Genomic DNA, 18,726 nt, shown 5'->3' on the forward strand with positions numbered 1-18,726 from the left:
TTATGGGGTTCAGTTCAGTGGTAACCCTTTTTTATGCTGCTATTTAATAGTTATTCACGGCGATGCTTGGTATGACTATCAGGCGCTTGAGCATTATCAGGTAACAGCGCTTTAATCGTTAAGTTTGCATGCTGTTTATCAAGATTGTCCTCTGGACGGCCAAACGTTTTTGCTGTCCAAGTTAATACTACGATAGAACCGCTCAATAGCATAATGGCCACAGAAATTGTCGCCAGCAGCCATAAATGAAAATAGTCTGAGACCGCCTGTACATCGACCACCAAATGTCGTGATAAAGCAGTAATCGCGATAAATATTAAAAACTGTACCGGCAGACGATGGGTTTTAAAATAAATACCTATCATGGCGAGCAGCTCAAGATAAATAAACAACATCAATATGTCTTTTAAATCCGCTGAGCCTTTTTGAACAATACCAACGAACTCTTTGCCAGCGGTCCAAACGACAACCACACTGATTAGAAATAAAATAACGTAATGACAGACATCGACAAACTCTCTACCGATACCTTGTAGTCGCTCATGAACACCTACGTTTTTTTTAGCCATGTTTAGGTCCTATCAACTGAGATGTGGTTGATTTAGCCTGAGTATATATTACCTCAGCCCCCTTATTTATCGGCAATCAGTATTCGTATGACTCTCTTTTTAGCCGATATTCAAACCGGCAGATTTTTCAGCAGCATCAACCGTTTGGCGAATCAAGGTATTAATGGTCATTGGACCCACGCCGCCCGGTACAGGCGTATAAGCACTGGCGATGTTTTCAACACCTTGCAACTCGATATCACCAACGCCGCCATTATCAGTCGGATGGAAACCTGCATCGATGACTACCGCGCCTGCTTTGATCCAATTAGCTTTGATCAGTTCAGGCACGCCCACTGCCCCAACCACGATATCCGCACGCTTAATATGCGACTCTAAATCCTGCGTTCTTGAATGGCAAATCGTTACGGTGCAGTTGGCATTCAATAGCATCATCGCCATTGGTTTACCCAAGATGGCACTGCGACCTACAACTACGGCTTCCTTACCAGCAAGCTCGATATTATGATGCTCTAATAAGTGCATGATGCCTTGCGGGGTACATGAACCATAAGCAGATTGCTGCATCGCCATACGACCAAAGCCAAGGCAAGTCACACCATCGACGTCTTTTGCCAAGTCAATCTGCTCAAAGCAAGCACGCTCATCGATATGCGCAGGCACTGGATGTTGTAGCAAGATACCATGAACGTCTGGATTGCTATTGAGCTCATCTATCTTCGCCATCAGCTCTTCAGTGGTCGTCGCACTTGGCATCTCAACGCGTATAGAATCCATGCCGACACGTTTACAAGCATTACCTTTCATACGTACATAAGTCGCAGATGCGGGATCGTCGCCGACCAATATCGTCGCTAAGCTTGGGGTGCGTCCTGTTTTATTCTTGATAGCGTCTACACGCGTACTCAGTTGCTGTTCTATTTGTTTAGCAAGTGCTTTACCGTCCAAAACGGTAGCAGGTCCTTGGGCAGTTGACATAGTAACTCCAATAGAGGGTGCGATAAAAAAAAGAAAGACAGCGCCCGCAACTATTTGCATGCCTGTCTTATGCTTGATCAATGTATGATTAAGACTGATATTGTACCTGTCTGGACTAAAAAATCCTAGCGTGAGATAAGACTTGGATACTTATAAATTTCTATCACTCGCCAATCTAGCAATATCATGTCATTACCAATGCAACCTTGACAACCTTTATCGTTTTATAAGACAGTCTACTCACAAATAAAAGTTAATAGCCGCAACTATTTATAAATACTCAACACGCCTTAATAAGCGATATTCTCACATTACTGAATCATTGAAGCAAACACGCGATCGATTGCATCTACCGTTTGCGCAATTTCGGCAGTGGTTAAGGTAGGATGAACCAAAAACATTAAGCTGGTCTCTCCCAACTGTTTTGCTATTGGCAGTCTGTTTTCTGGACGCAAGCCTGTATCATCGAATGCTTTTTCTAAATATACCTCTGAGGCAGAACCTGAATAGCAAGGCACGCCTGACGCATTTATTTCTTCAATGATGCGATCACGCGTCCAACCCTCAGCTAGGTTATTTGGTTGCACGTAAACATACAATTTATAATAGGCATGGGTAGAGTTTGGAAACTGATAATCTTGCTCTAATGTTGGCACCGATAGATAGCCTTTTTCTTCCCATTTAGCACATGCCTTTAATATCGCTTGAGCATTAGCACGGCGCTTCGCTATCCAGTCACTCATATGTGCCAATTGAATACGCCCAATCACGCCTTGAATCTCGGTCATGCGCCAGTTGGTGCCAAAGCTCTCATGTAGCCAATTATAGCCGGGCAGTTGCTCAGTCTCATAGACCGCGGCATAGCTTTTGCCATGGTCTTTATACGCCCACATTTTTCGCCATAGCTGCTCGTCATCGGTGGTGGCCATGCCGCCCTCGCCGCCTGTGGTCATGATCTTATCTTGGCAGAAACTCCACGCGCCAATATGACCGATACTACCAACGCTACGACCTTTGTAGCGTGCACCATGCGCTTGTGCACAGTCTTCAATGACATATAAATCATGCCGATCTGCCAGTGCCATGATGCCATCCATATCACAGGGCCAACCTGCCAAATGCACACAGACGATGCCTTTGGTTTTGTCCGTCAATACCGCCGCTATCGACTCTGGAGTGATATTCCCTGTCGCCTCATCAACATCCGCAAAAATGGGCGTCGCGCCTGCATTAACCACTGAGGAGATACTGGCAATAAAAGTGCGCGGCGTCACGATAACTTCATCACCCACACCTATACCAAGTGCCTGCAATGCCGCGTCCAATGCCAAAGTTCCGTTGCCCAATGCAATCGCGTATTTGCTACCCGCCCAGTCAGCGAATTCCTCTTCAAACTGACGGCATTCTTGCCCTGTCCAATAATTGACCTTGTTGGATAGCAATACTTGACTGACCGCATCCGCTTCTTGCTGAGTAAAACTAGGCCAAGGTGAAAAAGGAGTATTTAGCATGCGTTCCTCATCAAAGCGCGTTTTTATCGACGCTATTACCTGTGAATTTACTCATGGTCGCTTCACCATCAGCACTAATACCATCTTTGATAATGACTTTTTTTACTGTTTTAATCAAAATCTTAATATCTAACCATAATGACTGATGATCGACATACCATGTGTCGAGCGTAAATTTTTCATGCCAACCAATCGTATTACGACCATTAACTTGTGCATATCCCGTAATACCCGGACGTACACGGTGGCGACGCGCTTGCTCATCATTATATAGCGGCAGATATTCCATCAATAATGGTCGCGGCCCCACCAAACTCATATCACCTTTAATCACATTCCATAGTTCAGGCAGCTCATCGAGACTACTATTACGCAAGGTCTTACCAAATGCCGTCAAACGCTCATCATCCTCTAAAGGATTACCCTCTGTATCGATCGCATCTTTCATCGAGCGAAACTTAATCATCTCAAACGGCTTGCCATTTAGACCAGGGCGAGTTTGTTTAAATATCACTGGTGAGCCTAAGTTTTTTTTGACTTTATAAGCCGTAATAGCATAAACAGGAGATAATATTACCAAGGCCGCCGTGGCCGCCGTGATGTCAAATAGTCGCTTTATCATTTTTCAGCCCGCCTTTTGTCGTTTACGCGGTCATCCCTATTACGTAAATAAAAACTTAAATAACTTTGCCACAATTGCTTGCGTTCAAAATTTGCAATGGCCCAGTTTCTTGCATCAGGATATCTCTTTTCAAATTCCTTATCAGTAGCAGCAGCACTGATCGCTTCGGCGACAGACGACATATCCTTAAAATTGAATTTTCGACCACTGACACCTTCTTTGACACTATCTTTTACACCAACGACATCATAGGCAAAGGTTGGAACGGCGCAACTTGCTGCTTCAATAGCGACACTGCCAAACCCTTCACGATAGCTCAAAAATAAATGTAAATCAGCACACTGAAAAACCTCGTGCACATTTGGGTTGGCTGGTATATATACACCTCTATTATCTTTGACGACTTCTTCAACGGCTGTTTTCCCTACGTCGTCTTCACAGTCTCCTATGAACATAAAGTAGACGTTTTCTTCTCTTAGTTTTTCGGATATATACTCAATATCTTTGAAGCCTTTATCATCACAAACTCGTCCTACCACGCAAATCACAAAGGTATTGTCAGGTATCTTGTACTTCTTTCTTAATGCCTCTTTTTCTAGCTGAGCCATAGGTTGCAGCAAATCAGTATCGATGCCGTTAAATGAGCCATTATCAATGACAGTTGCCTTGCTCTTTTTGAGGATATTTTCTTCTAGGCATACGCTGAGCAAAGATTCAGAAACAAATAAAACTTCGTGAGACAAGCCAAAGCTTAATATATCCAGACCCTGAAACACCCTCTTTTTTAAACCTGAAAAATTCTCATAGGCTCTACCCACGCTAAAAGCAATTCGTCTCTTTTGCAATGTAACAGCACTTGCGATACTCCCTAACAACAAGGCTTTAGGTGTTAAATAAACCACCACATCAAAACGATTCGATAGCATATAACGGGTTAAAAGCGCGAGTGACTGAGCATCTTTAAACAAAGAAGGCTTACGCTGAAAATTTAAATTAATCACCTTACCTATTTTGCGCTCACGTAAAATATCTAACTGCTGTTTATCGCCACCGCAGATTAAGGTGATATCAACATCCGCGTGATCTCTAATGTATTCAAGCTGATCACGATATAGCACATTAAATGACACCGCATCTGTCATTAGAAAGCATATCTTTAATGTCATTTCAGCACCTCAGTATTTTTTATATATTATTTTATCAGTGACGTTTTATAAACAATATCATTTAGCACAAATACTATTTACCACTGACTGATGATGACTTCTTAGCGTGTCAGATATTGTTAATTTATTTCTTTTATTGGCTATCTTTTGTAATAATCCTATCGAATCTAAAAAAGTGACTGTTGTGAGTTTTGCTGATAATTTCAAAGAACCCAAATAACTGTTTCCTTTATATTCACAGTACGTTTTAAAACTGTCTTTGTATGATCTGGTTATTTTAGATAATGATAAATTTCCTTCTTCTCTATAATAGTATAATAAATCGGGCAATACTGCTAAATTTAAATCTTGATTTGAGATAGCTCTACACCACAAATCGTAATCTTCAGACCTTGGATAATTTTCATTATATTTATTTCGTTCGTACCAACTCTTTTTTGCCAAAACAGCAGCATGTACAATAGGATAAGCCGCGGCTATTTCTTTAAATTCCGTGTAAATTTCATCGACATGACGGCAACCATAAACTTTATTAAAATTATCAATAGACACGACACCTGTAGAAACCAAATCATAATCTGGATTTTTTTCTAAAAAACTTAATTGAATCGCTAGTCTATCCGGATGAATGAGATCATCGGCATCCATGCGCGCTATATAATCATAGTTCGCTTCTTCAATAAGCTGATTTAATCGAGCAGGCAGTTTTTTATTTATGCCATCAGCAATGACCTTTATTCTATGGTCAGACTCTTCAAAACGCTTGGCGATGGCCAATGACGCATCAGTAGAGCCATCGTCGATCAATATAAGCTCCCATAACTCATGCGTTTGAGCCAATATGGATTTGATAGCATCTTCCAAGTACGCTTCAGCATTATAAATGGGAATACCAATAGATATATATGTCTGATTTTTCATTAGAAAACCTCAAATATCGGATTGATAATATACGGACTCAAGTTACTAAATCTCGATGTCGTCAAGACAAAATACATGAGAAAAATAATGATACTCGCTATATATAAATAAATATTATTCATTCTTTTTAAAATCATAGGCAGTATCAAAACTAATGTCCATGTAAAATACGCAAGCAGCCTTTGAGGACCTGAAGGACTGGTGCCCAACATCGCTAAGGGTATGATAAAAACCACGCCTGATGCATAAAATGTTATTAATTTTTGAAAATCCTTGTCTTTAATTTTATAAAGATAACTGACCAAGATGATTAAAATCATGATAGCTGTATAAAAACCAAGTGTTAAAAACCCGCCTGCTTCATCGGATGCTTTCGCATAGCCCTCATATCTATCATTAGTAGAAGAAATATAAGCGACCAATACCCCACTCACTAATAGCGAGCCTAAAAATGTTGCCAAAATCTTATATAAGGGTTTTATTCTTAAATTGACGATGAAATAAAATGGAATCATAAATAATGCTGTTACATGGAACAATGAAGCAATTGCACAAATCAGCAGGTATGGAATAAATCGTTTTTCCAACAGATAAGGAATGGTCAAGGTAAAGATCGCCATTGCCAATCCTTGACGCAGTCCATTAAAAGAAAAAGTATAAACGCCTAACGTAATAAATAAAAATACGGAAAACCAATAATTGACGCTGTATTTTTTAATCACTCTAAGATAGCAATAGACAATAATTAAACTGGTAATAACAAGCAGCCAAAAATAATGAGTGGTCATACGTAATAATGCATACTCTAATAACTGATAACCGAACTCAATGTCTTCGTTGAACCTAAAGTACTCGGCATTCAATTGACTATTGAAATTTCTCGTATAGTTTCCTGTATCCGTACCGACTCGGTAGCTACGAAGGCCTGCAAACAATGTCAATATAATTAGCGGCAGCCAAAAAGACGTACGATTGAGAGATTTTTTCTCCAGTACGATCCAAAAAATAACAAGGCTAAGAACCAGCAGGTATGGAAGCATTTAACCCTCTATAAAAGTAGATGTCGTCAATCTTATATAAATCGGATATAGTGGCAGGTTTACACCGTCTAGTATCTTTTGTACCGTCCAGTACCTATATAACTATAGCCTTCCTACCCACCTCGATTTTTTTCTCATTCCGTCCAAACTACCTTGAAACGGCTATAGATAAGAAGCAACCACTTTGTCACATATTCAAGTACTTTTGCATTAGTATTTGCGCGTTGGTAGCAGCACTAAATCCATATAAATTCAGCGCTGTGGTTATGTCTTTTTCATTGGGCTCTGGCTGTTTAGGCGTTAATAAGTAATCAACCCAATCCTTGGCTGAGTGAATCGGTAAAAACTGTACTAACCCAAGTCCTAAATCTACTTCAGGTGATACTTGGTCAGAAACCAATGCCTTTAACCCAACTGTTTGGCTCTCTACCAAGACGACAGGGAAACCCTCGTGCAACGAAGGCATGATCATATAGTCGGCGCTGGCCATTAATTCTGTGATATCCGTACGCATCCCCAAAAACTTGACTGTATCTAGGAGTGACTTATCTGCTACTTGTTGCCTGAGCCTCATATCCAATGAACCTTGTCCAACAATGTATAAGGTAAAAGCGATTTGACGTTTTTTTAACTGCTCAGCGATCTCTAAAGAAAACTGATGGTTTTTAACCTCATTTAGACGACCAACTTGGATGATTTTTAGCCCCTCATCGCCAAATTCTTGGTCGATATACTGTCTTGATTGGTTAGCGACTGTCATCATCTGCTGTATGTCAACAGCATTGGGCAGTAGCCACACATCTTTTATGCTGCCAAATAGGTAATTTGCCGCTTGTTCACCGCAACTCATTTTATTCGTGGCCAATTTACGATTGGTAATGAATGCCCACTGTTCATATATTTTTTTAACAATATTGGTTTTACCATTACTGGTGCTATGAGAATGTGAAATGCGATGCGGCACGCCAGCACCTTTAGCAGCCAGCAGATGAAAAGCATTGTTTAATAGCATATGAGCATGAACGATTTGATAGTCAGGGTGTTGTTTAAGGAAGTTTTTAAGCTTCCACATACGCGCTAATGAATGATCCGCTAAAATCGGTATAATCCTACCGCCCAGCGCTATTATCTCAGCATCATAGTCACCGACCTCGTCAGTAAAAGTGATAAAATCAAACTGAATCTGGCTATAATCTATATGGCGATATAGATTCATAAGCATGGTCTCTGCCCCAGCCCGATCCATTTTTCCCACGATGTGTAGCACTCTCTGAATAGTCATCTCTTTACCTATTAAGAAGCCATAAAACCAAACGTATATCTCAAAACTATTCTGAATCTATTTTCTCTTGACCTTTAACCCTTGCTCTTTTGTCTAGCGCTTGACGAAGCACCTGTAACATCGGCAAGGCAACTGGAGTCGGCATACGTACGATATCACTAATCATCATATTTCTTACGGTCAAATCGCTCTTATAACCCTTTAGTCGTAACGTTTTATCTGCTTTTTTAGCTTGTGCCAATGCAGCTGCTAAATAGTCATTATCTATACGAGTAAGAATACTCCAATGACTTTGTTTAATTTTATTGGCGAGTGTTTTTTTAACCTCATCCGCTTGATAGTCCTCTACTAAACTGATGACTTCTGCATGGATAACGAAAAGGTCTAATAGCTTTTTATCTGTTGACCCTGTGATCGACGTGCCGCGCTGTCTGTATAGATAAAAATCAATGGGCAGGTGATACTTAATATTAGTAGCTAAGCCAAGATGCCAATGAAAAGGCCAATCTTCGTAGTACAGACCCACTGGGAACTGTAACGAGGCAGACCGCACTACGCTAGATTTAATAAATTTGAGCCATGCAAAATGCGGTAAGCTAAAATATGAGCCGTCTATTTTGGTTGCCTCAGATGCTAAATTGCTAGCGGGATACGGCAGATCTGTCTCTGTGATGCCATCTTTGAACGGTGTAAAACCATATGTTACAACCTCTGCATTCGTGGTGAGCGCACAATCCACACACGCTGCCACCAAGCGAGTGTCTATAATGTCATCAGAATCAACGAACATCATGTATTCGCCTATCGCAGACTTGATACCAGTATTACGTGCCGTAGAAAGACCACTGTTTTTATGATGCTGAATGACTTTGATGCGTTCATCTATGAGATGTGACGCGAGTGCTTGTTTTGAATCATCAGTGGAGCAATCTTCTACAACGATAATTTCAATATTCTGATAAGTCTGCTGCTTGATGGATGCCAAGCAAGCATCGATATATGACGCAACGTTATACACTGGTACGATGACACTCACTAATGGCGTTCTGATAGTCGTCATATCGCTACTAGCGCTTTTTTTAGGTCATCATACCCAGCCATATCAACTGGAGACTCATCCATCGTACCGTGAGGCAGGGACAGAAGGCTATCGATGAATGTTGCAATATCAGCAATCTCATCCAACTCTAAAAACACCAGCCTTGGATGACCGCCTAACCAGTCCAACTGCGTCTGTCTTATCTTATGATTGGAGTTCGGGAGTACCAAGCACGGCGTACCCGATAGCAAACATAAAATCATGCCATGCAGACGGTCAGTCACGACCAATTTTGCAGCACGAAACTGACTAAGCTTGTCAGTCAGTAATTTTGTGCAATGTGCCTCATCGAGTTGCGAACCACCAGCATGTGTGTCGGTCTTTTCAATCTGATAGCCAGTATCTGCTAAGGCTTTGTCTATCATGGCGTATAGCTCAGCTGATAGTGCGGCTTCTTTGTCATCTCGTAAGCAGCGCAAAATACCTGAAGGCGCTAAGCAATCTGTCGTACCCAGCACTGTGGCATTAGCGCTCATCACAATATCTGGTACGAGACCAATATGCACATTACTGTACTCAGCAAAAAGCTCGATGAGTTTTGCCGCTGTTATCGACTCTCTGGCAAAAACATGTATATCTGGATGCTTGGCGTAGACGTTTACAATACGCTGCAAGGCACGTTTAGATTGAATAGAATCATTCCAATCTAGTGTCTGAGGAAAACAAACGATACGATTGGCAGGAAATGACTTGATGACTAATTGGCGCAGCTCCTCAATATCAGGATACGTGCCACCCATATTACCGCCGCCGATGATAGTGACGATATCCGTCTCTGTTATTTGCTGTTTAATGGAATTGAGTACAAATCTGGTTTGACTGATAGCAACACTAACAACGTCATAATCCGTCAGCACACGTTGCAAATACTGCTTTTGCGCGTGAGAAATAGCAATATCACCAATATTGCCATAGTCGGCGGCAAGAAAAATAAAGCACCGTTTACCAGTTGGTAACGGTAAACCTCTCGCCCCCATATAAGCGGCCAAGTGTTTTTTTAATCTGAGCGGAATGAGCTTTTTTATAGCAGCAATATTCATTTTTAATGCTCCCTTATTTGTTTCTCATTAACAGCTTTTTCACCCACATACGACGCCTTGAGCCAACAGGAAACAATCTATTCAAGTTAGGAGGCGGTTTACGTTTGAGTGCTTTTTCAATGTATGGCAGCCATTCAAGACCTCTACCCGTTTTAATCATCTCATGACGAATTAACTTCCAATCTATGCTGACAGCCCTGCCCTTTAGAGCCATTGATTTAAAAAGTGATGAGTCCATGGGCTCGCTAAAACATTGAGGGTTATCTATACCTGCAACCAAAAAATTGAGACGCGTCCTAACACATTTCTCACAGCGACCACAGTTGCTATCATGCTTATCTCCAACCCAACAGACACGTAAATTATCTATACCCAATGGCCATTCTGCAAGCGCTTGAAGCTTCTCTGACCGACTAAAACCTGCACCATCATGAATGAGTCTAAAGTCGCCAGAACTTAGCAGCGGGTCAATGATTGGGTGTGAGCCCCAAGGACTAATTAATACATCATAAGAATCACCACTACCAATGAGTCCAATGCCTGCATATCGTTTTAAGCCACATAAGGCCGAAGCGATAGCAGCAGCATGATAGTCTTCCCAGTTGATAGACCAAAGCGTGCGAATATTTGTCTCAACTGGCAATAGCTCGATATTGATATCTGCGAGTGTGTTTGCCGCTATTTTTGCTGCACTGGCAAAGCCTTCTGTATCCTCTAAAGGTATATCAAAGCCATGCACAAAAACCCCTGCTTTAATATTTCGTGTGGCGTATCCTGCTCTGCCTGTCGCATGACGATAAGCGGTAAACTGAGCATCAACGCCACCAGAAAATGCAGCAATCGCACCATCTATATGGCAGTCTTGTTCTCTTATACGATCCACTTGTATATCAATCAAAAAATAACGCTCTGGCAACCACTTATTCCAAACATACTGTAGCTCTGTCAGGTTGGCTAATAGCTCATGCGACACGCTACCATGCACATGAATGGCTGCTCGCATCTGCATCGCGGGCAACAATGTAGCCAGTAAATAAGCATCACAATCATCGTCTTCTGGCATTGGCAAGTTCGCTGGATATACAAACCACAATGCCTTCTCAGTCATTTGCCCGCTAGCTGTTGTCTGTTGCAGCAAACAACAGCGCTTTTGACCGTTTTCGTCACTGCGTAAAGGCTGAGGCAACAAATCAATATTAAGCATATTTTTTCACCTTTGCTTTAGACCAAGACAGTTGAAGAAAAACCAGCGTCATAACATACCAACGCCGTGAAAAACATAAAATCAATACACGAATGCCACGTGCAGGATGTCGTTGATAATAATGCGGCAAACAGTTCTGATAAACAAAAGACTGGCGTATTTTAACCAGCTCTGCACGACGCTTTTTCATATCGATATGCGCCAAATTATTAAGTAAATATGGCAGCATATGCTCGACATAACTACGAGCAAAGTCCGATAATAGCACTTGCTTCTCAGTAGCACTGATCGACCAATCATGTATCTTGACTCTGGCTGTATAGTCCGCTTCAATGGACTCCAAAAGCCCTGATTTGTATTGTGAGCTTGTTATTGAGGTCGCATTTTCATAGTAGTTGTATGGACAGTCTGGCAGCACCGATAAACGATTTGCTTTGCTTAGACATGCGATATTAAAAATACCATCCTCACCAAATTTGACGTCGCTATCGAAGCGCAGCTCTGCGATTAAGTTTTTGCTATACACCTTGGTGCAGGCGTACCAATATATATGTCTATTCTCTGTCACTCTCAGTTGTAGCATTTCGATATCTTGCCGTGAGTATTCTGCCACACTATTAGGACGCTCAATAACAGAGCCATCCAGCATCATGCGTTTATGACCAAATGCCAACATCTCGACATCTCGATCTACAGCTTGATCAAAGACAAAATCAAAATACCAATCATCAATGGTGTCATCCGCGTCTATAAAAACGATGTAACTGCCGGTTGCGATATCGAGCCCAGTATTACGAGCCTCTGCCACGCCACCATTTTTTTGATATTTCACCGTAATCCATGACCTAGCATTTGCCCAGCTATGCAATAGGCTAGCAGTATGATCTTTAGAACCATCGTCAATGACTATCAGCTCAATGTCGTGACTCTTTTTCGCAACGTCAATACTGTTGATGCAACGATCAATAGTAGCAGCGGCATTAAATGCAGCGATAATGACTGAAATCATAGTGAGCCTCTCAAGTTGAGACTTCTCATACATATCCTTTGTGACATTCAAAGCAGTCAAAAAACATACCTACTGCTCCACTTCATCGATATGAACAAGACGCCGAAAAGCGACATAAATGATAGATAAACTGAGCAACACCCCAACAAATGAGAAAAGGGCAATGGCTATCATATCTGACTCAAAAACGTAAAAACCTACATACAGCGCTGCAGCACGAAATACCACTGCAAACACTTCTCGAATCAAAAGGAATCGCTGTAAACGTAATGCTGGCAATGCCGCAGTACTTGCACCAGACACTAAACTGGTCAAAAGCCAAATAGACAGCCACTGCGAATAACTACCTGCTAATGCCCACTCTACACCGAACACTAAAGAAAAAAGATAATCGCCAAAAACGAACACCGTACCGAATGGCACAATACCTACCACCAATAAAATCAACGTCACTTTTAATAAAAATTGATAAGCCTCAGATGAATTTGCTGTGATGGCACGCGTAATTTTAGGATAGAAAACCTCTCCAACCGCCTGACCTAACAGCATCGCTGGCGCGCCAAGCACAAGAACAGCTAATGAATACTGCCCTGCAGAAGAGGCACTAAATAATGAGGCTAACAAGATAGTTGGCAACCCCACTGAAGCCGCATTCAGGATACTTTGTGGCATACGATATATCGCAAAATCACGCTGCGATATGGCGGCATGTCGAATACCCTTATTGCCAAACCAATGACGCACATTTAATACACCTACTCTAGGTACACGAAGCATCTGCATGATAAAGTTTGTGAGTTGCCCTGCTATCGTCAATAAAATAAGCAACATCCCTGAAGGCGCTAGCATACCGCCTATCAGCTTACTGCTGTCTGTCACAAACTTGCTTTCCACATAAGCCCGAGCTTTCGCTTTAAATAAGCCCACTCTAATAGCAGACTGATCAGCGACAGAAAGAAAAGCACCGACTAATAGCGTTAATGGTATGAGATATAGCATGTTTGGCGTGCTTTCCATACCCATCCAACTTGCCAAATGAAACTTGCCGACATAGACAACAATGAATGAGAAGACAGCTATAACCAAACTGAGCAATATAGACAATCGGGCAATGGCCGCAGCATCCTCATCACTGTCAGGCATCACGATTGCATTTGCATAGCCCATAGTGGCAATCGGCGTAATAATGCTGACGATAGCAGTAAAGGCAGCAGCGATACCGAAATCCTCAGGTCTATATAGTCTGGTGAGAAATGGCATAAAAATCATGGCGATGGCCTGTCCAGCAGCAATCCCGCCACCGACCATGACCACATCTCGCACAAAGTGACTGGTTTTCAACCTGTTTATTGTGCTCTGTATCGATGAAAATACTCCAGAGCTCATGACATATTGTCCAATTTAGTGACTCACAGAACTTGTAAGGAATTTATGACAGCGCGCCTCTCTCTATTAACCCATTTCATTGGTCAGTGTGGTATCTCCTTTCTCTACTACCTCGACATCCTTATCAGATCCTTCTCGGTAACCTTCGACAAAAAACTTAAACTGTGTTTTCAGCCAGACCACATCCTGCTGCTTTGCTTTTTCTGCAAATTCAAATAAAATATTTTCGATATCTTGCAAAGGAAAGCTGTGCTCCATTGCTTGCATAATCAATGGATGAAAAGTAGGTTCGATATTGTCTTCACCAATGATTAACTCCTCGTAGAGCTTTTCACCCGGTCTCAAGCCAGTAAATACGATTTCGATATCGCCATTGGGATTGCTATCATCTTTTAGCTCACAACCTGTCAAACGAATCATACGTTTTGCCAGATCAACAATTTTGACGGGCGCGCCCATATCAAGCACAAACACTTCACCACCGAATGCCATCGCACCTGCCTGAATAACCAAACTGGCCGCTTCTGGAATCGTCATAAAATAGCGCGTGATGTCTGGATGAGTGATGGTGATCGGACCGCCTTGCTCAATCTGTTTGGTAAATAACGGCACCACAGAGCCTGATGACCCTAAAACATTGCCAAAACGCACCATGCTAAAACAAGTCTGACTGTTACTTTGGCTCAATCCTTGGCAGACCAACTCAGCCAGGCGTTTGGACGCTCCCATGACATTGGTAGGTCGCACGGCTTTGTCAGTAGAAATCAGCACAAACGTCTCAACACGCGCCTGTATCGCAGCACGGGCACAATGGTAAGTGCCTTTGGTATTATTAATGGTGCCCTCAAAGGGATTGGACTCAACAATAGGCACATGCTTATAGGCTGCAGCGTGATAAATCGTTTTTATATGGTTGTTTTCGAATATATCGATTAATTTTTTTTCGTTACTGACACTGCCGATAATGCTAATAATCTCAATATTTTGATAATCAGCATTCGCTGTTTTTAAATTACCAAGTTCCTGATCTATGGTGTATAAAGCATACTCAGACTGTTCATATAGCACCAAGCATTTAGGCTTATTTTTAATGATTTGCCGACACAGCTCACTACCGATTGAACCACCTGCCCCAGTAACGAGAACGTTTTTGCCCGTGATGTTTTTTTGTAGCAACTCCGCAACAGGTTCGACCGTTTCTCGTTCGAGCACATCTAGTATGTCGACGGGTCGTATATGACTGACGGTTACTATTTCATCAGCAAGCTCACGTAAGCTTGGCAAGTCTTTTATCTTAACGGAGATACCTGACAGACTGTCCATAATCTGTTTTTTACGACCACGGCTCATAGAGGGCATGGCCAAAATCACCTGCGCCACATTGAGTTTTTCTATCAACCACGGAAGCGCGTGAGCTGCATATATTTGTTTGCCATGTAAATAGGCCCCAGTAAGCTGCGGGTCATCATCGATATACGCCACTACATTGTACTGATAAGAATGCCTCAAACTTTCTAGCAACTCTCTACCAGCTTCTCCTGCACCATAGATAATCACATTGTCACAACAGGCATTTGGACGACGGTTTTGACCTGTACCCTGTAGACGTTTCAGTAACGCGCGGATCATGAGCCTACTATTCCACAGCCAAATAAAAAATAGAAATAAAAATATAACGGGGGCTGAGCGCGGTATTGTCGCTGATTGGCTCAAATAAATGATGACTTGATAAACAATAATAAGTAAAAAAAACAGTTGCAGCACACGACCCATCACTGCATCAAAAAACCCTCGAGAGGCGCTGCGATAAAAACCAATAAGATATAAGCTAGCAACCGGCACGAATGCATAAAAAGCCAACGCTGCAAGACTGATATGAGAGGCCACATAGCCTTGTCGTAGCATCAAGGCCAATAATAGACAAAAGATCGACATGGCAAAATCTATACTAAATAAGAGGGTGCTTTTCGTCAGGCGTGGTAATGACAATAAATACAGAGCCACACGCTTCGACCATTGATTAAAACCACTGGACGATTGATAAGCATTGTTTGACTCTGTTTTTATAAACATAATATCCACCCAATTAAGTTGGTTTGCTTATAAGCGACTACCACGCAAACTAGTGGTTATCTCCGTAGGCATAATGATAGTGATAGCTATATTTATCCATAAGACCCTGCTGTACATCATTGAGAATAATGCCATCTACTTGTACATTGGCTTTATTCATTTGCTTGATCGCATAAACCAGTTGCCCTTCTATTGAATGATTAAACTTCGTGACGATAAGCACTTTGTCTGCATGTTGCGCAAGTACCATAGCATCTGACGCCGCCAATATCGGAGGTGAGTCGATGACAATATAATCGTATTGAGTTTTTAATACTGCCATCAAATGATTGAATTTTTCGCCCATCAATAAGGAGGTAGGATTATGCGGCTGCCGTCCGCGCGGTATGAAATCAATCAATTCCATACCAGTGGGATGAATAAAGCTTTCGACCCCTAAGCTAGAAACCTCACTGTCTGATCGAGTACCATCAATCGGAGAAAAATGCTTTTTATCCTGCAACAAATAATCGGCAAGACCATCATGTTGGCTCATATTAAACATTTTATGCAGCTCACCTAAGCGCATGTCACCATCGATGACCAAGACTTTTTTGTTGAGCTGGGCAAATACCTCTGATAAATTGGCAGCGATAAACGACTTGCCGACACCAGGGCTCTCCCCAGTAATCAATATAACTTGCGCGGGCTGCCCGACCGCTGTCCCCATTGGCATACCAAACATCAAATTGGTTCTTAAACTTTTGATCGCCTCATAACTCAAACTACTGTGATCAACATGAGCGAGCATGCGAGGGGTGGTATTCTTCTTTTTACTCAACCTCGACAGTAAGGGTGAGCGTGGAATCGTTGCAATGACAGGGATGCCCGTTGTGACCTCTAAATGCTCTGGATCTTTGACGACATTTCTAATAAGGTTCTTCAAGAGCACCAGCATCACCCCAAACATCATGCCTATCAATGTGGTCAGCATCAGGATTTGTAGTTTATTTGGTGCAATGGCATTAAAGGTACTGGTCGGTGAATCGATAATACGGGCATAGCCGATTTGACCAGCCTTGACGATTTTAAGTTGCTCATAATTTTTGAGCAGCGTCAGATAGATTTCTCGATTGATTGCCGTATCTTCTGATAGCTTTAGAAACTCTCGCTGTATTTCAGGTAGACCTGCAATGGTATTATCTATCTCTCTTGTTCTATTATTGAGCACTTTGAGCTGTTCATTAATTTGAATGACCAGTGGATGTTCTTCGGTATAATAAGTGGTTAGGTCTGCTTTTTTTAGTTTAAGCTCATTGAGCTGCTCATCAATGCGGGATTTCTCATTCAATAACAACTCGGCTTCTTTACCCACATCAATCGTGCCATATTTTTTACGAAAGTCATTAAACAGTGCCTCAGAAGTCTCTAATTTTTCTTTTAATAGAGGGATCTGCGTTTCCATAAAGGCAAGTGTTTTGGTCGTTTCTTCAGAACCGCGAGATTGGTTTTGATCGACGTAAGATCGGACGATCTGATTGAGTATAGTCGTGATTTGCTCTTGGTTGGGACCTGTCATCGACAGCTGAATAATCCCCGTTTTTTGACCTTTTTCTTCAACGGATAAGGCGCTGTTGATAGCGTCAGTCGCAGCCTTTATCGTCTGCTTACTAATATTAATTGGGTAACCATCAGCAGGTAACTCTGTGACAGTAATATTAATCTGACCGTCCAACCCTTTGAACTGATGCGCCTGACCAAGCTGACCTTTAAATTCATCAAACCCATTGCTCAAAACAAACCCTGTAGCAGATTTTGTTAGTGTAAAAAGTTGGTTCAAGTACGCTGGTGATACATCAAATTGGCGGACTTTTACTATGCCATTTTCGGTATCAAGTGACACATCATCCGGTGTATTTAATTGCGTGTAAGTATGATTGCTTTTTATTCTGTCAAGATGACCAATATTGGGATCTGTTAGCTTAATGCGCAGGTGCAATAGCTCAACCACTGGCTCCAATATCATACGTGATCGTATCAGCTCTGCTTCTGTCTCCGCTTTGCTGACTTCTGCACCAACCAGCTCTGAGATACTCTCGCCAAGCGCCTCTATTCCTTGAGTATTTTCTTCAATCTGTATCAGCGCATCTGATTTATAGATGGGATTCACATAGCGGGTATACAAAAGCCCTAGTAAAAGCCCCAATATCGCCATGAGAGCAATGATTTTCCAACCACGTAACAATACTAACACCAGCGCCATTAAATCGATGTCGTCATTGTTTTTTTCGCCCGTAGACGTTGATAGGTCTTTTGAATCCATATTATTCATAACCATATACTCATCGCTCAATGTTGATCGTTTAATAGCATTCGCTGAACTTCAACGCTCTAATCGATGGCGCGTCGCTAATCTTGTCAGTCCATTGTTCAAGACTAGCGATAATATCTTGTCTACTCTTCTCAAATGCTGAGTCATCCTGCTGATAAGGGTCAGCAATATCTTTATCAAGCCAATGCCCTATTCGAAAGGTTTTTCCGCGACAGTGCGGCCACTGATTTTCAATCCATTTGGTTTGGCTGGTTGTCATCGTCAAAATTAAATCTGACTGACTGACCAATGCTTCATCAATTTGCTTGGCGATATGAGCACTGATGTCTATATTATGAGTGGCCATCAATGCAACCGCTTTGGCATCAGCTGCGTGACCTACGAGCGCTGACAAACCAGCAGAGTCAATGTGCTTTTCTGGGTAATATGCCGTTAATATGGCAGCGGCCATCGGGCTGCGGCATATATTGCCAACACAAACGACCAAGATCTGATCAAACGCTCCCATGACTGAC

At 41.9% G+C, this 18,726-nt stretch carries 16 protein-coding genes; all 16 read right to left on the bottom strand.

Translation table 11 applies throughout. The annotated features are described in order from the left end of the window. Positions 1-50: 50 nt before the first annotated feature. The gene (locus tag JMV76_RS12520) at positions 51-569 is read right to left on the bottom strand and encodes a phosphate-starvation-inducible protein PsiE (RefSeq protein WP_045451736.1); all 519 of its coding nucleotides are present in this window, start codon (positions 567-569) and stop codon (positions 51-53) included. Between the two features lie 99 nt (positions 570-668). Continuing rightward, the gene (gene folD, locus JMV76_RS12525; RefSeq protein ID WP_201502921.1) at positions 669-1,547 is read right to left on the bottom strand and encodes a bifunctional methylenetetrahydrofolate dehydrogenase/methenyltetrahydrofolate cyclohydrolase FolD; all 879 of its coding nucleotides are present in this window, start codon (positions 1,545-1,547) and stop codon (positions 669-671) included. Between the two features lie 311 nt (positions 1,548-1,858). Beyond that, positions 1,859-3,058, bottom strand: coding sequence for a DegT/DnrJ/EryC1/StrS family aminotransferase (locus tag JMV76_RS12530; RefSeq protein WP_201502922.1), 1,200 nt, complete (start codon positions 3,056-3,058; stop codon positions 1,859-1,861). 10 nt (positions 3,059-3,068) lie between these two features. Then, positions 3,069-3,680 carry a sugar transferase gene (locus tag JMV76_RS12535; RefSeq protein ID WP_201502923.1) on the bottom strand — a complete coding sequence of 204 codons (612 nt, stop codon included), beginning with the start codon at positions 3,678-3,680 and terminating at the stop codon, positions 3,069-3,071. Then, positions 3,677-4,846: a glycosyltransferase gene (locus JMV76_RS12540; protein WP_201502924.1), complete on the bottom strand. Its 1,170-nt coding sequence runs from the start codon at positions 4,844-4,846 to the stop codon at positions 3,677-3,679. Before JMV76_RS12540 ends, JMV76_RS12535 begins: the two co-directional genes overlap by 4 nt. Positions 4,847-4,903: 57 nt before the next feature. Further along, on the bottom strand, positions 4,904-5,767 hold the full coding sequence (locus JMV76_RS12545) for a glycosyltransferase family 2 protein (protein WP_201502925.1): 864 nt from the start codon (positions 5,765-5,767) through the stop codon (positions 4,904-4,906). Further along, complete coding sequence (locus JMV76_RS12550; RefSeq protein WP_201502926.1) at positions 5,767-6,807, bottom strand: EpsG family protein; 1,041 nt, start codon at positions 6,805-6,807, stop codon at positions 5,767-5,769. The genes JMV76_RS12545 and JMV76_RS12550 overlap by 1 nt, the downstream gene beginning before the upstream one ends. A gap of 187 nt (positions 6,808-6,994) precedes the next feature. After that, positions 6,995-8,089: a glycosyltransferase gene (locus JMV76_RS12555; protein WP_227690383.1), complete on the bottom strand. Its 1,095-nt coding sequence runs from the start codon at positions 8,087-8,089 to the stop codon at positions 6,995-6,997. Positions 8,090-8,135: 46 nt separating this feature from the next. Beyond that, positions 8,136-9,149 (bottom strand): glycosyltransferase family 2 protein, encoded by a 1,014-nt coding sequence (locus tag JMV76_RS12560; protein WP_201502927.1) that lies wholly within the window; start codon positions 9,147-9,149, stop codon positions 8,136-8,138. Next, positions 9,146-10,228, bottom strand: coding sequence for a polysaccharide pyruvyl transferase family protein (locus JMV76_RS12565; protein WP_201502928.1), 1,083 nt, complete (start codon positions 10,226-10,228; stop codon positions 9,146-9,148). The genes JMV76_RS12560 and JMV76_RS12565 overlap by 4 nt, the downstream gene beginning before the upstream one ends. A 13-nt stretch (positions 10,229-10,241) precedes the next feature. Next, positions 10,242-11,432, bottom strand: a complete 1,191-nt coding sequence (locus JMV76_RS12570) for a hypothetical protein (RefSeq protein ID WP_201502929.1) — start codon at positions 11,430-11,432, stop codon at positions 10,242-10,244. After that, positions 11,425-12,474 carry a glycosyltransferase family 2 protein gene (locus JMV76_RS12575; RefSeq protein WP_201502930.1) on the bottom strand — a complete coding sequence of 350 codons (1,050 nt, stop codon included), beginning with the start codon at positions 12,472-12,474 and terminating at the stop codon, positions 11,425-11,427. Before JMV76_RS12575 ends, JMV76_RS12570 begins: the two co-directional genes overlap by 8 nt. Before the next feature lie 36 nt (positions 12,475-12,510). After that, on the bottom strand, positions 12,511-13,782 hold the full coding sequence (locus tag JMV76_RS12580) for an oligosaccharide flippase family protein (RefSeq protein WP_227690385.1): 1,272 nt from the start codon (positions 13,780-13,782) through the stop codon (positions 12,511-12,513). A gap of 111 nt (positions 13,783-13,893) precedes the next feature. Beyond that, a complete protein-coding gene (locus tag JMV76_RS12585) occupies positions 13,894-15,900 on the bottom strand; it encodes a nucleoside-diphosphate sugar epimerase/dehydratase (RefSeq protein ID WP_201502932.1) in 2,007 nt (668 codons plus the stop codon). A 49-nt stretch (positions 15,901-15,949) separates the two neighbouring features. Then, the gene (locus JMV76_RS12590; RefSeq protein WP_227690387.1) at positions 15,950-18,211 is read right to left on the bottom strand and encodes a polysaccharide biosynthesis tyrosine autokinase; all 2,262 of its coding nucleotides are present in this window, start codon (positions 18,209-18,211) and stop codon (positions 15,950-15,952) included. Between the two features lie 31 nt (positions 18,212-18,242). After that, complete coding sequence (locus JMV76_RS12595; RefSeq protein WP_201502934.1) at positions 18,243-18,719, bottom strand: low molecular weight protein-tyrosine-phosphatase; 477 nt, start codon at positions 18,717-18,719, stop codon at positions 18,243-18,245. Between the last annotated feature and the right edge of the window lie 7 nt (positions 18,720-18,726).

This window comes from Psychrobacter cibarius, from assembly GCF_904845955.1.
In the GTDB taxonomy this organism is placed as follows: domain Bacteria; phylum Pseudomonadota; class Gammaproteobacteria; order Pseudomonadales; family Moraxellaceae; genus Psychrobacter; species Psychrobacter cibarius_B.

Excerpts from the sequence above, each read along its gene's own strand:
- JMV76_RS12520 (WP_045451736.1), bottom strand. The coding sequence starts at position 569 with ATGGCTAAAAAAAACGTAGGTGTTCATGAGCGACTACAAGGTATCGGT.
- folD (WP_201502921.1), bottom strand. The coding sequence starts at position 1,547 with ATGTCAACTGCCCAAGGACCTGCTACCGTTTTGGACGGTAAAGCACTT.
- JMV76_RS12530 (WP_201502922.1), bottom strand. The coding sequence starts at position 3,058 with ATGCTAAATACTCCTTTTTCACCTTGGCCTAGTTTTACTCAGCAAGAA.
- JMV76_RS12535 (WP_201502923.1), bottom strand. The coding sequence starts at position 3,680 with ATGATAAAGCGACTATTTGACATCACGGCGGCCACGGCGGCCTTGGTA.
- JMV76_RS12540 (WP_201502924.1), bottom strand. The coding sequence starts at position 4,846 with ATGACATTAAAGATATGCTTTCTAATGACAGATGCGGTGTCATTTAAT.
- JMV76_RS12545 (WP_201502925.1), bottom strand. The coding sequence starts at position 5,767 with ATGAAAAATCAGACATATATATCTATTGGTATTCCCATTTATAATGCT.
- JMV76_RS12550 (WP_201502926.1), bottom strand. The coding sequence starts at position 6,807 with ATGCTTCCATACCTGCTGGTTCTTAGCCTTGTTATTTTTTGGATCGTA.
- JMV76_RS12555 (WP_227690383.1), bottom strand. The coding sequence starts at position 8,089 with ATGACTATTCAGAGAGTGCTACACATCGTGGGAAAAATGGATCGGGCT.
- JMV76_RS12560 (WP_201502927.1), bottom strand. The coding sequence starts at position 9,149 with ATGACGACTATCAGAACGCCATTAGTGAGTGTCATCGTACCAGTGTAT.
- JMV76_RS12565 (WP_201502928.1), bottom strand. The coding sequence starts at position 10,228 with ATGAATATTGCTGCTATAAAAAAGCTCATTCCGCTCAGATTAAAAAAA.
- JMV76_RS12570 (WP_201502929.1), bottom strand. The coding sequence starts at position 11,432 with ATGCTTAATATTGATTTGTTGCCTCAGCCTTTACGCAGTGACGAAAAC.
- JMV76_RS12575 (WP_201502930.1), bottom strand. The coding sequence starts at position 12,474 with ATGTATGAGAAGTCTCAACTTGAGAGGCTCACTATGATTTCAGTCATT.
- JMV76_RS12585 (WP_201502932.1), bottom strand. The coding sequence starts at position 15,900 with ATGTTTATAAAAACAGAGTCAAACAATGCTTATCAATCGTCCAGTGGT.
- JMV76_RS12590 (WP_227690387.1), bottom strand. The coding sequence starts at position 18,211 with ATGAATAATATGGATTCAAAAGACCTATCAACGTCTACGGGCGAAAAA.
- JMV76_RS12595 (WP_201502934.1), bottom strand. The coding sequence starts at position 18,719 with ATGGGAGCGTTTGATCAGATCTTGGTCGTTTGTGTTGGCAATATATGC.